Source organism: Pseudomonas sp. GZD-209 (assembly GCF_049310485.1).
In the GTDB taxonomy this organism is placed as follows: Bacteria; Pseudomonadota; Gammaproteobacteria; order Pseudomonadales; family Pseudomonadaceae; genus Aquipseudomonas; species Aquipseudomonas sichuanensis.
The window spans coordinates 110,161-126,144 of record NZ_JBMOWQ010000011.1; the positions used below are offsets into that span (position 1 = coordinate 110,161).

11 protein-coding genes are annotated in these 15,984 nt (G+C 62.9%); 6 read left to right on the forward strand and 5 right to left on the reverse strand.

Features of this window, described 5'->3' with window-relative positions; all coding sequences use genetic code 11:
• Positions 1–31: 31 nt before the first annotated feature.
• The 4 genes from ACO6VM_RS02225 to ACO6VM_RS02240 all read right to left on the reverse strand — a co-directional run bounded on the left by ACO6VM_RS02225 (position 32) and on the right by ACO6VM_RS02240 (position 4,264).
• Positions 32–1,336, reverse strand: a complete 1,305-nt coding sequence (locus ACO6VM_RS02225; RefSeq protein ID WP_401057073.1) for a DUF1254 domain-containing protein — start codon at positions 1,334–1,336, stop codon at positions 32–34.
• Positions 1,337–2,018: 682 nt separating this feature from the next.
• Complete coding sequence (locus tag ACO6VM_RS02230; protein ID WP_422402686.1) at positions 2,019–2,819, reverse strand: aminoglycoside phosphotransferase family protein; 801 nt, start codon at positions 2,817–2,819, stop codon at positions 2,019–2,021.
• A 64-nt stretch (positions 2,820–2,883) separates the two neighbouring features.
• On the reverse strand, positions 2,884–3,213 hold the full coding sequence (locus tag ACO6VM_RS02235) for a DHCW motif cupin fold protein (RefSeq protein WP_401057071.1): 330 nt from the start codon (positions 3,211–3,213) through the stop codon (positions 2,884–2,886).
• Between the two features lie 145 nt (positions 3,214–3,358).
• Positions 3,359–4,264, reverse strand: a complete 906-nt coding sequence (locus ACO6VM_RS02240) for a LysR substrate-binding domain-containing protein (RefSeq protein ID WP_125858208.1) — start codon at positions 4,262–4,264, stop codon at positions 3,359–3,361.
• Between the two features lie 437 nt (positions 4,265–4,701).
• On the opposite strand from ACO6VM_RS02240, the gene ACO6VM_RS02245 reads away from it, so the two are divergent.
• From ACO6VM_RS02245 to ACO6VM_RS02255, 3 genes are all read left to right on the forward strand, one after another.
• Entirely contained in the window at positions 4,702–5,982 is a 1,281-nt protein-coding gene (locus tag ACO6VM_RS02245; protein ID WP_422402687.1) for a dicarboxylate/amino acid:cation symporter, read from the forward strand.
• Between the two features lie 44 nt (positions 5,983–6,026).
• Positions 6,027–7,520, forward strand: a complete 1,494-nt coding sequence (locus ACO6VM_RS02250; protein ID WP_422402688.1) for an amino acid racemase — start codon at positions 6,027–6,029, stop codon at positions 7,518–7,520.
• 169 nt (positions 7,521–7,689) lie between these two features.
• On the forward strand, positions 7,690–12,495 hold the full coding sequence (locus tag ACO6VM_RS02255; RefSeq protein ID WP_422402689.1) for a beta strand repeat-containing protein: 4,806 nt from the start codon (positions 7,690–7,692) through the stop codon (positions 12,493–12,495).
• Positions 12,496–12,599: 104 nt separating this feature from the next.
• On the opposite strand, the gene gcvA is transcribed toward ACO6VM_RS02255, so the two are convergent.
• On the reverse strand, positions 12,600–13,493 hold the full coding sequence (gene gcvA, locus ACO6VM_RS02260; protein ID WP_401057066.1) for a transcriptional regulator GcvA: 894 nt from the start codon (positions 13,491–13,493) through the stop codon (positions 12,600–12,602).
• A 124-nt stretch (positions 13,494–13,617) separates the two neighbouring features.
• On the opposite strand from gcvA, the gene ACO6VM_RS02265 reads away from it, so the two are divergent.
• The 3 genes from ACO6VM_RS02265 (at position 13,618) to ACO6VM_RS02275 (ending at position 15,976) form a co-directional block, all read left to right on the forward strand.
• Complete coding sequence (locus ACO6VM_RS02265; RefSeq protein ID WP_422402690.1) at positions 13,618–14,253, forward strand: glutathione S-transferase family protein; 636 nt, start codon at positions 13,618–13,620, stop codon at positions 14,251–14,253.
• Between the two features lie 26 nt (positions 14,254–14,279).
• Positions 14,280–15,302: an LLM class oxidoreductase gene (locus ACO6VM_RS02270; RefSeq protein WP_422402691.1), complete on the forward strand. Its 1,023-nt coding sequence runs from the start codon at positions 14,280–14,282 to the stop codon at positions 15,300–15,302.
• Between the two features lie 176 nt (positions 15,303–15,478).
• Positions 15,479–15,976, forward strand: coding sequence for a GNAT family N-acetyltransferase (locus ACO6VM_RS02275; RefSeq protein ID WP_422402692.1), 498 nt, complete (start codon positions 15,479–15,481; stop codon positions 15,974–15,976).
• The last annotated feature ends 8 nt before the right edge of the window (positions 15,977–15,984 follow it).

The following is a 15,984-nucleotide window of genomic DNA, read 5'->3' on the forward strand; positions in this document are numbered from 1 at the left end:
CACCGACGGGCCTATTTATCGGTTCAGTGGCTTACTTGATCTTCTTGATCACCGGCGGTTGCCAAGTGCCATCGAGGATCGACTCTTTGCCCCAGTAAGCGCGGATGTACAAGGAGACCGGCTCCTTCGGTGAAGGCAGCCAGTTGCTCTCCTTGCCCTTGCCGGGTGAGGTGGGGGCGATATAAAGCGTGAGCGAGCCGTCGGCGTTGCGCTTGAGGTCCTTGTTCTTGGTGCCCAGGGAATAGCGGTTGAGCTGGTTGCTGCTGAACAGGTGTTTTTCGTTGTACAGCGTCAGCGACCAGAAACCGTTCACCGGCGGCTCCTGGCCGGCGGCAAAGTTCACTTCATAACTGTGCGCGCCGTTGAGCGGGGCGCCGGTATTATCGAAGTCGGTATAGAAGTACTGGGTTTCGTTCGGGCGGTTGTCGAACATGTTCGACTTGGCGGTACCGGTACGGTTGAAGTAGTCGATGCCGAACTGGGCGTTGTTGGTGGAACGGTTCCACCCGTTACCCGCCGGGCGCCCGTTGTGCTTCCACTCGAAGAACGGCTTGATGATGTCCTTCTCACTTTCCACTGCGGTCTGCACCAGCAGCTTCTTGAGCGCCGGATCCTTGGCTGCACTCTCCATGAGCAAGCGGAACTGACCGTAGAGCGCCTCCTCACCCGGCAGCGGCGGCACCATGTCCAGTACTTTGGGCAGTTGGTCGAAGAACTTCTCGGGAATCACCCATCTGGTTTCCCCGCCACTGGCTTTGGCAGCGTTCGGATTGGGAATGTCCGGGGTGTTCTTCCAGTCGATGCTCTTCATCTTCCCGTCGAAATCCTTCAACGGGTAGAACGCAACCTGATTGAGTTTCTCTTGGATCGCGGCCCGATCTGCGGCAGTGTCATCCAGGAAGATGCGCGGAATGGCGTTGGCCAACGCAGTGGGGCTGCGGATGATCGATTCCACCCCTTCGGGTTTTTCGCCTTTCCAGTTCGGCCCCACCAACAGGTAGAAGCCCGGTTTGCTGCCATAAGGCTTGCCCAGTTCGCCCACCTGGTCGGTGCGTTGGTCATAGATCGAATAGACCCAGAAGCGCTCCCCGAAATCCGGTACCTGGGCAATCACCGGTTGGTCATCAAGGGAGAAGAAGCCCAGCCCATACACCACGTCCTGGTTCGGGCAGGTGACGAAGGTTTCGGCCGGGGTGATGTAGTCATGCAGCATGCCCAGCTGGCCTTGCGGCGCCACTGGCAGGATGCCGCCCAACAGGCCAGGATGCGGTGCCCTGGTGATGGTGTCGTTGCGGTTGAGCATGTTCACCATCGGCCATCCCCAGATGTAGGCCATACGCGCTATCGCCTTTGCGTACTCTGGGTGTATCAGTACCCCAGTGGCTGGTTGGGTGATTGGCGATGCAGGGGTGGGCGCCTGCTCGGCAGCATGAAGCACTGGCGCGCCCTGGGAAATGAACAAGACAGCGGCGCAAAGCAATTTCATCGAATGAGGCATCGTCGACATCCTTGCGTTGGGAATTTGCTAAGGAAGCGAACTTGCGAACTACGGTGGGCAGTCGTTAAACGCACACGCTCAACATTCCGGCTCCGTGACTTTGGCAGTCTAGAACGCATCGGCGGCTACGCAACGAAGCGTTTTCGATAGCCAGGGGCGATACCTGGCGGTCCTGACGAGCGGCTACCCGCTGTGCCTCAATCGTGGATCAAACTGCGTGGGGCATGGCTGAGACAGGCCCTGCGAATTCGAGTGTTGCTCAAGCTGTTTTTGAGCAATCAAGACGCTGGGTGCACGAATCATTCATGTAAGACTCAGTAGCTCGCGGATCACTGACCGCCATCCCTAGGTTTTGTACGAAAAGTTTTGTGGGAGCGGGCTTGCCCCGCGATGGAGTGCGAAGCGCTTCTGTGCCCGATATCAAATACGCCGTGAATTCGGGCTTTGCTGCCGCGTTGCGGTAGATCGCGGGGCAAGCCCGCTCCCACAACGATGGATAACCATACTTTTCGTACAGAGCCTAGTCGCCCTTGCCCAACGCCGAAGCCGCCAGTTTCGCCACCTCAAGGTTACTGCCCGGCTCGATACCGTCTTCAAGCATCCAGATAGCCGACAACCCTGACCACGCAAGCACCCATTGCAGGAGCCTGCGCCGCTCGATACCGGCGGCCTGTGCAACGATCTCGACCCGGCGCGCGAACCGCCCGGGCGCCAGGGCGCTGTCAGCGTCGGGGTTACAGAACAGGTTCGCGTAATCGAAGCCACGCTCGCCATACAGCCCCTTGGGGTCGATGGCGAGCCAACCGAGCGAGCCGAAATCCAGCACGTTGCCATGGTGGATATCGCCGTGCAGCACCCTGACATCGCGCGGCGCCGACAGCAGTTCCCGAGCGGTGCTTGCGCAGTGCGCAAAAATGCCACCTTGGCTTGCCGCCCCGCTCAACAACGCCTCGAACCACTGCGCCAGCGGCACCAGCATTGGGCTCGGCCTGGCACGGGGCGCATGCAGTCGGCCAGCCACCGCACAGAGGATGCGCGTGGCCTCGTCGTCCTGGCCGCCCGCGACCATCTGCAGCAACGAGGCCGAGCCCTGCGCGCGCACCATCAGCAAGGCTTCGCCATCATGGGCCAGCACCGGCGCCGCCCCTGCCCCGCCCCACCAGGCCATGAGTAGGCTGCCGGCCTGCTCCTCGGGCTCCTGCGAGATTTTCAACATGGCGGCAGTACCGCGCTGGCGAACGGGCACAAGATGGCCGTTCAGCGAGGAGAACGCCTCGCCATCGACGGTCAGATCCCATCGCTGCAAATAGTGGTCGAACATGGTTTCCCTGAATCTGGCGCATTCCGGCGCCAATGATACTGGCGCACCAACAGGCAGCAACCCTTCAATCCACGATGAACAACCTGGCCCCGGTCAAGGTGGATGAGCGATGCGCCTCGGCGTTGTCGCCGACCTGATAGCTCATGCCGGCCTTCAGCGTGAAGCGCCGGCCATCGTCCAGCTCGGTGTCCAGCTGGCCCTCCAGGCACAGCAGGATATGGCCCTTGCTGCACCAATGGTCGGCGACGTAGCCGGCGCTGTACTCCACCTGTCGCACACGGATACTGCCGAACTGGCAGGTGCGCCAGTACGCGGTGCCCACCTCGCCGGGGTGGGCGACAGGCTCGATCTGCGACCAGTCGGTAGTGCCGAAGGGGATGGCGGTCAGTTGCATGTTCGACTCCTGTAGATGAGGGCCTCGAACGTACCGCTGTACAGCACTGATCGATAGATACAGACCGGCTGCATTTGCTTCATACAGCCGAGCAACGTTGCGGCCCCTGCCTAGCCGGCCTGGGTGCGCCCCATACGCCGTGCTGTCAACGAGTGTCCTTCTCCAGCGATTTCCACAGGTCCAGCATCGTCTGGTTGGTATTGCCGATGGAGCGAAACGACCAGATCTCCAGCTGCGCAGACCATTCAGGCCCGCCTGCGCGCACCAGTTTGCCCGCGGCAATCTCCTCCTCCACCGCCGATTCGGGGACCCAAGTGATGCCGTAGCCTTCGCGCGCCATGCGCAACAGGTGCATGGCCATGTCGGCTTCGTAAAAACGGTTGAGTTCGGGCTGGCGTTGTTCAGCCTGGATAATCACATCGACCACCCGCCCGAGGAACGACGTTGCGGTGTATGCCAGATAGGGAATGGGCTGCTCGGGGATCCCTGGCAGTTCGAACAACGGCCGGCCTTCGGCGTCGGGGGCCGAGACCGGAAAGAACGCATCAAGGCCCAGGCGCAAGCCGATGAACTTGTCCGGGTCGAGCACAATCGGTGCGCGTGGGTGGCTGTAGCCGATCATCAAATCGCAGCCCCCTTCCGCCAGGGCAATCACCGCTTCCTGCACATTGGCCGCCAGCACCCGGGCATTGAAATAGCCATAGCGGCGCTGAAACCCGGCGAACCATTTCGGCACGAAGGTCATCGACAGGGTATGGCCGGCGATCACCTGGATCGACCGCCCGGGCATGCGCTCGCCGCGGCGCAAGGACGAGCGCAGGTCCATGAAGGCCGACAGGGCTTCACGCCCTTCGCTGCAGAAGATCTGGCCGGCCTTGGTCAATTGCACAGGATAAGTACCGCGATCGACGAGATCGACGCCCACCCACTCCTCGAGCGATTTGATCCGCCGTGACAACGCGGACTGGGTGATGCAGCGGATCTCTGCGGCACGGGAAAAGTTCTTGGTTTCGGCGACCGCTAGCAGGTCATCTATCCACTTGGTTTGCATGGCAGGCTCGGGCAAATGTTCGGCGTTGACTCGATCGGCAACGGCATGTCCCTAAAAGCTTTGCACTGTTCAAGGCGCCACTCCAGGCCAGCTTTGAATAGGGAGCCAGGACCAAGCCTGGAGATAAACAACCTTAAACGCCTGATGCGACTATTTAGGCGACATTAGCCGTATTTCAAAAACTATGAAATTAACGCATCAAACTATCGCGCTTCCTCATCAACTCATCAAAGCACCCGGCGTAATCTGAGCGTGTTGGCTGGAACGAAGCAGCCATGAACACCCTTCGCAGCCCTTTGGATTGTCGGTTTCAGTATCCGCTGGCCGCCGCCAAAGCCTGCCCGATCGCCAATCGCTGACTGACCCGACACCTGGCCCGCCGCTGTAGCTACAGCGCCGGACGAGCTTCGACGCGCCGCAAAAACAATGAGGTCGAGATGAACAACAAGAAACTACCCAAATACATCGCCGTGGCAATCCTGCTTGGCATCGTCGTCGGTTGGGGTTGCAACACCTTTGCGCCCAGCCCTGATTCGGCAAAAGAGATTGCCGGCTACTTCAGCCTGGTCACCGACATCTTCCTGCGCATGATCAAGATGATCATCGCCCCTTTGGTGTTCGCCACCCTGGTGGCCGGCATCAGCAGCCTGGGCAACTCCGGCTCGGTAGGCCGCATTGGCCTGCGCTCGATGATCTGGTTCGTCAGTGCCTCGCTATTCTCGCTGGCCCTGGGCATGTTGCTGGTCAATGTCTTCCAGCCCGGGGCTGACCTCAACCTGAGTATCCAGCAGGCCCAGGCGGGCAGTGCGGTGACCGTCAACGCCGGTGATTTCAGCCTCAAGACGTTCATCAGCCATGTCTTCCCGCGCAGCATTGCAGAAGCCATGGCCAACAACGAGATCCTGCAGATCGTGGTGTTCTCGCTGTTCTTCGGCCTGGCACTGGCCTACGTGAAGAAACAGGGCAACGAGAAAATCGGCGACCTGGTCGACGACCTGGCCAAGGTGATGTTCCGCATTACCGACTACGTGATGATGTTTGCCCCGGTCGGTGTGTTTGCCGCCCTCGCCGCCGCGGTGACCACCCAAGGCATCGGCTTGCTGTTCGATTACGGCAAGCTGATCGGCCAGTTCTACATCGGCATCCTGCTGCTCTGGGTGGCGCTGTTCGCGGTCGGCTACGGCTTCCTCGGCCGCCCGGTGTTCACGCTCGGCAAGCTGATCCGTGAACCGGTGTTGCTGGCGTTTTCCACCGCCAGCAGTGAGTCGGCCTACCCCAAGACCATCGATGCGCTGGAGAAATTCGGTGCCCCCAAGCGCGTCGCAAGCTTCGTCCTGCCACTGGGGTATTCCTTCAACCTGGACGGTTCGATGATGTATCAGGCCTTCGCGATCATGTTCATCGCCCAGGCCTACAACGTCGATCTGTCGTTTACCCAGCAACTGCTCATCCTGCTGACCCTGATGATCACCAGCAAAGGCATGGCCGGCGTTGCCCGTGCTTCGGTGGTGGTGGTCGCGGCCACCCTGCCCATGTTCCATCTGCCGGAAGCTGGCCTGCTGTTGATCCTGGCGATCGATCAGTTCCTGGACATGGGCCGCACCGCCACCAACGTGGTGGGTAACAGCATTGCCACGGCAGTGATTGCCAACCTGGAGAGCAAGCACGGCGACACCCCTCAAGCGCACAGCGCCGGCAGCCGCCCACAGAACGCCTGATCCACCACCCCGCCCACTCCCCTTACCGCCTGGATGAACCGAACATGAAACCGTCGAGAAAAAATCACTCTACCCGCACGCTTGGCATCATCGGCGGCCTGGGTTCGTTGGCGGGCGGGGACTTGTTCCTGAAGTTGCTCAAGAGCGAGCCGGTGCTGGCGGACCAGGGGCGCTACCACCTGCTGTTCGAGCAACACCCTTTCAAGGACCTGTCGCTGCCACTGTGCACCGACGCCAGCATGACCTCCCGCAAGCTGTATGTGTTTCAGGTCTGCCAGGGCTATACCGACAGCGAGGTGGATGCCGTACTGATTCCGTGCTTCGCCAGCCAGACGTTCATGGATGAGCTGAAAGCGGAACTGGACATCCCGATTGTCGACCTGATGGCTGCGCTGAAGCAGCACCTGGCCCAGGTGGCAAAACCGGGCGCCCGCCTCGGTGTGCTGGCCTCGGACTACGTCCGCGCTGCCGGTCTGTTCGAGCAGCACTTCGGCGCCGACTTTGCGCTGGTGTATCCGTCGCCTGCCAATCAGGCGGCGTTGATGGAGGCTGTATACGGTCCTGCGGGCATCAAGGCCGGCCACCTCGACGGGGTTGCGCTGGAGCGGCTTCACCAGACCTGCCTGGACCTCAACAGCCAAGGGGCACAGCTGCTGCTGCCGGGCATGACGGAGATTTCCCTGGTGGCAGCCGACCTGCAACGACGCGGCATCCGCTGTATCGATGTGAACCAGGTGTATGCCGACTACGCCGCATCCAGTGAATCAGTGCGAACCGCCGCGCCGTTCAAACTGGGCATTGTTGGCGGGGTCGGCCCGGCGGCGACCGTCGACTTCATGGGCAAGGTGGTCAAGAACACGCCAGCCGGCAGGGACCAGGACCACATCAGGATGGTGGTCGAGCACAACCCGCAGATTCCCGACCGAACGGCCAATCTGCTGCGCCAGGAGATGGATCCGACAGTGGCCATGTACGCGACCTGCAAGCGCCTGGAATGCGAAGGCGCCAAGGCCATCGCCATTCCCTGCAACACCGCGCATGCCTTTGTCGAGCGCATCCAGGGGCACCTGCACATCCCGATCATCAACATGCTGACGCAAACCATCGAGTTCATTGGGCAGGCGTATGGAAACACCTGCAAGGTCGGCTTGCTGGCAACCTCCGGCACCCTGCAAAGCCGGGTTTACCACGCGGCAGCAGAGCGGGTCGGCTTGAACCTGATGGTACCTGATGAGGCCGCGCAGGCGCTGGTCATGCGCGCCATCTACGGTGAGCAAGGCGTCAAGGCGGGACACACCACTGGCCAATGCAAGGACGACCTGCTCACGGCTGCAGCACAGCTGGTGGAGCAAGGTGCGAGCGTTTTGATCCTTGGCTGTACCGAGCTGCCGCTGATCCTGCCAATGGCCGATGATTTTCCCATCGGCACGGCCCGGGTAGCCCTGGTCGACCCCACGAATGTGCTCGCGCAACGCTGCGTCGCGCTGGCCCAGGCCGAGCTGGCTTGCACGGCGGATTGTCCCGGCATTCCTGCCTGACATTGCGCCATTAGGTTGGCGCCGAAATACTGTCAGGCAACCGTTCGGCGGAAATTGTCGAACAATGTTTCACGCCGTTTCTCCTTTGCATTGGATCCCACTAGTCTGTCTGCGTGGTGGCATCTTGCCCCTCAATTGAAGCGTGTCGAATCCAATCGAGTAGAAGAATATGGCGAACATCAGCTTATCGAGCAGCTTCAGTTTCTTGGAAGATCAGGACTGGGACTGGCAGGTCGTCGAAGCACTGACCAACAGCACCACCATCACTTTGCGCTCCCTTGATGGCACCCGTGTTCAAACCTTTACCGGCAGCTTCAGCCTCAACGCGCAGGATGAAGTGATAGGTACGGTCACCGCCAGCACCTACAAGCTCAACGGCGTCACGGTGTATACCGCGACCGGTTTGAGCAAGGATGCCGCCACCCTGGCCCAGATGGTGCAGACCCCAGGCGACACCCAGCAGACCTACGCCTACGTGCTCAGCGGTAACGACACCCTCACTGGCAGCAGCGGTAACGATACCCTGCTCGGCTACGACGGCAACGACACCCTCGACGGCCGCGCCGGCGCCGACACCCTGCAAGGCGGGGCAGGCAATGACACCTACATCATCGATGCCAGCGACACCCTGGTCGAAGAAGCCAACGGCGGCATCGACACGGTGCGCGTCGACTTCAGCAACTACCGGCTGGGCGACAACCTCGAAAACCTGGTCATGCTCGGCAGCACCAACCTCAAGGCCAAGGGCAACGAGCTGGACAACCTGATGACCGGCAACGCCGGCAACAACTTCTTCGATGGCAACGCCGGCGCCGATACCTATATCGGTGGCAAGGGCGACGACGGCTACGTCATCGAAATGGTCAATGGCAATACGGTGGAAGACGTCATCGTCGAAAAGGCCAACGAAGGTTATGACTTCGTCGAGATCTGGGGCGGCGACGCCAACCTTGGCCCGGTGACCATCACCCTGGCCGACAACCTCGAAGAGGCCGATGCCAGCTTCAGCAACAGCGGCGTGCAGATCAACCTGGTCGGCAACGCGGTGAACAACCTGCTGATCGGCAACGACGCGGCCAACATCCTCGACGGCGGCCTCGGTGCCGATACCCTGCGCGGTAACGCCGGCGACGACACCTATGTCGTCGACAACGCCGCCGACCTGGTGATCGAAGCCGTCGACGAAGGCAATGACACGGTGCAGGTCAAGACCACCACCGTTGGCGGCACCTACACCCTCACCGACAACGTGGAGAACGCCACGCTGCTCAACAGCGTGGCCTTCAACCTCACCGGCAACGCGCTGGACAACGTACTGACCGGCAACGCCGCGGCCAACGTGCTCGATGGCAAGGCCGGTGCCGACACGCTGATTGGCGGTGCAGGCAACGATACCTACGTGATCGATGCCGATGACACCATCGTCGAGGAGCTGGATGAGGGGATCGATACCGTTCGGCTGACGTTCACCGACTACCGGCTGGGCGACAATCTGGAGAACGTGGTCATGGTCGCCGGGGCCGGTGACCTGCGGGTCAAGGGCAACGGACTGGCCAACGTCATCACCGGCAACGAGGGCAACAACAAGCTCGACGGCGTCGATGGCGTCGATACCCTGATCGGCGGCAAGGGCAATGACCAGTACGTGGTCGACCTCACCGCCAGCAACCAGCTCGAAGACCTCATCATCGAGAAGGCCGGCGAAGGCATCGACACCCTGACCCTGGCCAGTATCTTCGTCAACGACACCGTCACCACCCTGACCCTCGACGCCAACCTGGAGCACGTCGACGCCCGCGACACCGGTTCGCTGTCGTTGAACCTCACCGGCAACGCCGCGGCCAACAACATCCAGGGCAACGCCGGCAACAACGTGCTCGATGGCAAGGCCGGGGCCGACACCCTCACCGGTTACGCCGGTGACGATACCTATGTGGTCGACAATGCCGGCGACAGCGTCGTGGAGGCCAACAACGAAGGCACCGACACCGTCAACGTCGCCATCGCCACCGCCGGCGGCACCTACGCCCTCACCGCCAATGTCGAGAACGGCAAGCTGGTCAACAGCGTGGCCTTCAACCTTACCGGCAACGACCTGGACAACACCCTGCTCGGCAACGCCGCGGCCAACCGCATCGATGGCGGGACCGGCGCCGACAACATGCAGGGTGGCGCCGGCAACGACACCTACGTGGTGGACAACGCCGGCGACGCCATCAGCGACACCTCGGGCATCGACACGGTCGAATCCTCGATCAGCTACAGCCTCGGCAGCGACCTGGAAAACCTGACCCTCACCGGCAATGCCGCCCTCAACGGCACCGGCAACGCCCTGGCCAACGTCATCACCGGCAACAGCGGTGACAACGAACTGGACGGCCTGGACGGCATCGACACCCTGCAGGGTGGCGCCGGCAACGACACCTACCGGGTCGACCTGGGGTCGAACAACCTGATCATCGACAAGGTCGTCGAAAACCTCAATGCAGGCCAGGACCTCATTCTGCTGCGGGGCGGCAACTCCGGCCTGAGCACCGCAGTCACCATCGCCCTGGCAGCCAACGTCGAACAGATCGATGCCGCGGCCGCGACGGGGGTCAAGCTCAACCTCACCGGCAATACCGCCGCCAACGTCCTCAGTGGCAACGACGTCGACAACATCCTCGACGGTGGCGCCGGCGCGGACAGCCTGGTCGGCCGTGACGGCAACGACACCTACGTGGTCGACAACGCTGGCGACCAGGTGGTCGAACAGGCCAACGAAGGCACCGACACGGTGAACGTGGCCATCGCCCTGGCCAATGGCAGCTACACCCTGGGCGACAACGTCGAGAACGCCAAGCTGGTCAACAGCGTGGCGTTCAACCTGACCGGCAACTCCCAGGCCAACACCCTGACCGGCAACGCCGCCGCCAACCGCCTGGACGGCGGCGCGGGCGCCGACGTCATGGACGGTGGCGCGGGCAACGACACCTACGTGGTCGACGACATCGACGACCAGATCAAGGACAGCGCGGGCGTGGACACGGTTGAGTCCTCGCTGGACTACACCCTGGCCAACGGCCTGGAAAACCTCACCCTCACCGGCAGCCTGGCCATCAACGGCACCGGCAACGGCGCCGCCAACATTCTCGACGGCTCGCAGAACAGCGCCGCCAACGTCCTCACCGGCCTGGCCGGCAACGACACCTACATCGTCGGCGCCGGCGACACGGTCATCGAAGGGCTCAACGGCGGCACCGATACGGTGCGCTCCAACGTCGACTTCCAGCTGGGCGCCAATGTCGAGAACCTCACCTTGCTCGGCAGTGCCGACCTGACAGGCGTCGGCAACAGCCTGGCCAACGTCATCACCGGCAACAGCGGCGACAACACCCTGGTGGGCGGGCTGGGCGTGGATACCTTGCAGGGTGGCGCGGGCAACGACGAGTACTGGGTCGAACTGAGCGACAAGAACGTCATCATCGACAAGGTGGTGGAGAACGCGGGCGAAGGCACCCAGGACACCCTGGTGCTGGTTGGCGGCAATTCGTCAATGGCCACCGCCGTGACCATCGCCCTAGCGGCCAACCTGGAAGGGCTGATCGCCGAGGACGCCACCGGGGTCAAGCTGAACCTGCGCGGCAACGCCGCCGTCAACCTGCTGGTGGGCAACGACACGGCCAACCTGATCGACGGCATGGCGGGCGCCGACCTGATGCACGGCCTGGGCGGTGATGACACCTACGTGGTCGACAACGCTGGCGACCAGGTGGTCGAACAGGCCAACGAAGGCAACGACACGGTGAACGTGGCCATTGCCCTGGCCAATGGCAGCTACACCCTGGGCGACAACGTCGAGAACGCCAAGCTGGTCAACAGCGTGGCGTTCAACCTGACCGGCAACACCCTGGCCAACACCTTGACCGGCAATGCCGCCGCCAACCGCCTGGACGGCGGCGCGGGCGCCGACATCATGGACGGTGGCGCGGGCAACGACACCTACGTGGTCGACGACATCAACGACCAGATCAAGGACAGCGCGGGTGTGGACACGGTCGAATCCTCGCTGACCTACACCCTGGCCGACGGCCTGGAGAACCTCACCCTCACCGGCAACCTGGCCATCAACGGCACCGGCAACGGCGCCGCCAACATTCTCGACGGCTCGCAGAACAGCGCCGCCAACGTCCTCACCGGCCTGGCCGGCAACGACACCTACATCGTCGGCGCCGGCGACACGGTCATCGAAGCGCTCAACGGCGGTATCGACACGGTGCGCTCGAACGTCGACTTCAAGCTTGGCGCCAACGTCGAGAACCTTACCCTGCTGGGTGACGGCAACCTCAAGGGCGAAGGCAACGAGCTGGCCAACCGCATCGTCGGCAACAACGGTAACAACAACCTCGATGGCTGGGGCGGCATCGATACCCTCGAGGGCCTGGATGGCGACGACAGCTACTACGTCGAGCTGAACAGCAAGAACGCCCTGGCCGACACGGTCATCGAGAAAGCCAACCAGGGTTACGACGGCATCCAGGTGTTCGACGGGGTGGCCGGCCTGGCCGCGGCGACCCTGACCCTGGGCGCCAACCTGGAATGGCTGGACGTGAGCCACACCAACGACGGCGTCAAGCTGAACCTGGTGGGCAACGCGCTGGACAACTACTTCATCGGCAACACGTCGCAGAACGTGTTTACCGGTGGCCTGGGCAGCGACGTGTTTGCCTTCACCAACGCCAACCAACTGGGCAACGATGCCGCTACCCGCGACACCATCAAGGACTTCAAATCGGGAGTGGACCTGATCGACCTGACGGCTATCGGCAACTTCCAGCTGATCGATGGCAACGCGGCGTTCACGGGCGCCAACCAGGTCAAGCTGGTCGCCGGGGTGCTGTACGGCACGCTGGACAACAATGCCGATGCCGATTTCCAGATCGTGCTCACCGGCGTCAACAGCCTGACCCAGGGGGACTTCACCAGCCTGACCTGACCGCCTGGTCTCTGCGACCAGTCACTTGCATTGGGGCTGCAAAGCCGCCCCAGTGCTGGTGCTGCGAAACTGACAGCCGGGCTTCCCGGCTGTTCCCGCCACTTTCAGCTTGGCCCGGTTGCAAGCTGCCCCTCGATCCAGTCTATGAAGGCCCGCACCTGCGGGCGTTTCAGGGCCTCCTTGCGCGCGACCAGGTAGTAGGCGAAGCGTGATGGCCAGGGCCGGTCAACGGCCACCACCAACCTGCCGCTGCGCAGGTCATCTTCGGCGAGCTGCGCCTGCACCAGGGCGATGCCCTGGCCACTGGCGGCGGCGCGCAGCAACAGCAGGTCCTCGTCAAAGCTCGGCCCGCGGCGGCTGCGGTGGTCGGGCTCGATGCCGTGGGCCTGCAACCACAGCGCCCAGTCGGCGCGCTCGGCATCCTGCAACAGCGGGTACTGCAGGCAATCTTCAGGGGCGAGCAATGCCGGCCCGCTGGCCAGCAGAGCGGGGCTGGCAACTGGCAGCAACGCGGGTGACAGCAGTGTTTTCGACACAAGCCCCGGGTAATCGCCCAAGCCATGGCGCAGGGCGATGTCGATGCGTTCGCGCTGCAGGTCGACCAGCCGCGCCGTCGCCTCCACGCGCACCTCGATGCCGGGGTGCTGCGCGCTGAAACTGGCCAGGCGTGGCACCAGCCAACTGGCGGCGAACGAGGGCTGCGTACTGATGGTCAGGGTGTTGGCGTTGGTCTGGATCTCGAGATCGAGCAGCGCACGCTCGATCTGGCCGAAACCGCGTGAAAGGCCGGGGTACAGGCTCGCCCCCGCCTCGGTCAGCTGCAGGCCATGGCGGCTGCGGGTCAGCAGGGTGACGCCGAGGCGGTCCTCCAACTGGCGGATTTGCTGGCTGATGGCCCCAGGGGTGACGCCCATGTGCTCGGCGGCAGCTTTCAGGCTGCCCAGGCGGGTGGCTTCGGTGAAAGCGCGCAAAGCGAGCAGTGGCAGAACGGCCCCCATGGGATTCCTCTATTTAGAAAATCTAATGCTAGCTGCTAAAGCTATCGTTTCTGTATTCACGCCAGCATGCATAGGATAGCGCTCAGGCCAAACAACTTACGTTAGTTTCCCTGAGGTATCCAGCATGCACGACCCCACCCTCGTCCTCTACACAGACAGCTCGCCAAACGGCTTCAAGATAACCATCGCCCTCGAAGAAATGGGCCTGCCCTACCGTCTGGAGCACGTCAACATCGAGCACGGCGAGCACCTGCAACCGGGCTTTCTCGCGCTCAACCCGGCAGGTCGAATCCCGGTACTGGTCGACCGCAGCGCCGATATCGTGCTGTTCGAGTCTGCCGCCATTCTGCTGTACCTGGCGCAGCTCAGTGGCCAACTGCTCGCCCCACAGCCGCAGCCACGCTGGGCGGCGATCACCTGGCTGATGTACCACAGCGCCAGCATGGGGCCTTTGCTTGGCCAGCGCGTGCACTTCGAATGCTTTGAGGCCACGCCCTGCCCAGCGGCAATCCAGCGCTATCGCCACCTTACCGAGAGCACCTTCGCCACGCTCGACCAGCACCTTGCCACCCGAGCGTGGCTGGCTGGCGAAGCCTATTCGATCGCCGACATCGCCACCTTCGCCTGGCTGCATATCGCAGCGTTGGTGGGCTTCGATTTCAGCAGCCATTCGCACCTCAACCGCTGGTACCTGCAAGTCGACCAGCGCCCCGCCGTGCAGCGCGGCCTGCGCCTGCCCGCCCCGGCCACCGGCCCATGAAGCCCCTCATCAACCAAGGAACGGTCATGCACACCACCCCCTGCGGCGCGAATGCCGCCGCCTTCGCCCATCACCCCGGCTACCGGCGCATGTTCGCCCCCGACCAGTTGACCCTGGGCATATTCCTGCCGCTGCGCTTCTATGACGGCGACATGGCGGTACTCCAAGGGCAGGCGCAGTTGGTCAGCGAGATCGACCGGCTGGGCTTCGCCGCAGCCTGGGTGCGCGACGTGCCGCTGTTCGACCCGGCCTTCGGCGACGCCGGGCAGGTGTTCGACCCCTTCACCTACCTGGCTTACCTGGCCGCCCACACCCGGCGCATCGCCCTGGTGACCGGCAGCGCGATCTTCGCCTTGCGCCACCCCATCGACCTGGCCAAGGCCGCCGCGACCCTCGACTGCCTTTCAGGCGGGCGCCTGGTGCTGGGCATCGCCTCGGGTGACCGACCGGTGGAGTTCCCCGCCTACGGCCTTGACCACAACAGCCGTGGCGAGCGCTTCGCGCAGAGCGTGGACTACTTCCGCCGGCTGCTGGCCGAACACCCCGGGCCGATCGACTCACCGCTGGGGCAACTCAGCGCTGCCCGGCTGCTGCCCAGGCCCGTCAGCGGGCGCATCCCACTGGTGGTAACCGGCTCGTCGCGCCAGAGCCTGCAATGGCTTGGCGAGCATGCCGACGGCTGGCTCACCTACCCCGACGCCACCCACAACATCCTTGGCCCACGCCGCCTGGCCGAAAAAATCCGCGCCTGGCGCGCGGCGATCCCCGGCGGCGGCTTCCGTCCGCACATGACCAACGAGTGGATCGACCTGGACGACGACCCGCACTACCCGCGTACGCCGCAGCAAGGCGGCTATGTGCTACGCACCGGGCGCCACGGCTTGGTCGACCTACTGGGGGAATGGCGCGAGGCCGGGGTCAACCACGCGGCACTGGGCGTGCAGATGGCCCGGCGCCCGGCGCAGGAGGTGATTCAGGAGCTGGCTGAAGAGGTGCTGCCGCTATTTCCGGCGTTGGCGGGGCCGCAGGCGTATTTGCAAACTTGGTAAAAGTTATGAGCGGCGAGCGACGATTGCCGATGGGCTGTGATAGGCCACAGTTGTCAGCCTTGTTGGCATGACGCGGTATCGCTGATAGTCGTAGCCCTCCCCCCCAAAAACAATGCAGCACCCTTGCGCTGCATTTTCTATCATGGCGGCCTCTGACTCTTTAACCCGAGACCGCCATGCCCCTCCCCGTCTTCCGCACCGCCACCCCTGCCGACGTCGACCGTTGCTTCGAAATCGAAATCAGCGCCTATGAAGGCGACGAAGCCGCCACCCGCGAGAAGATCGCCACCCGCATCGCCCAGTACCCGCAAGGCTTCCTGATCATGGAACTGGCGGGGGAAGTGATTGGTTTCATCAACTGTGGCTGCGCCCACCAGGTGGTGATGTCCGACGAGGCATTCAAGGAGCTGGTGGGCCATGACAGCGCGGCGCCCAACGCCGTGATCATGTCGGTGGTGATCGACCCGGCCCACCAGGGCAAAGGCTACGCCAGCCTGATGATGCGCACCTTCGTCGAGCGCATGCAGGCGATGGGCAAGCGCACCCTTCACCTGATGTGCAAGGAGCGCCATGTCGAGCTGTATGCGCGCATGGGCTATCAATACGTCAAGCCTTCGGCTTCCGACCATGGCGGCATGGCCTGGCACGAGATGGTGATGGTGCTGCCGGGCTGAGGCCCATC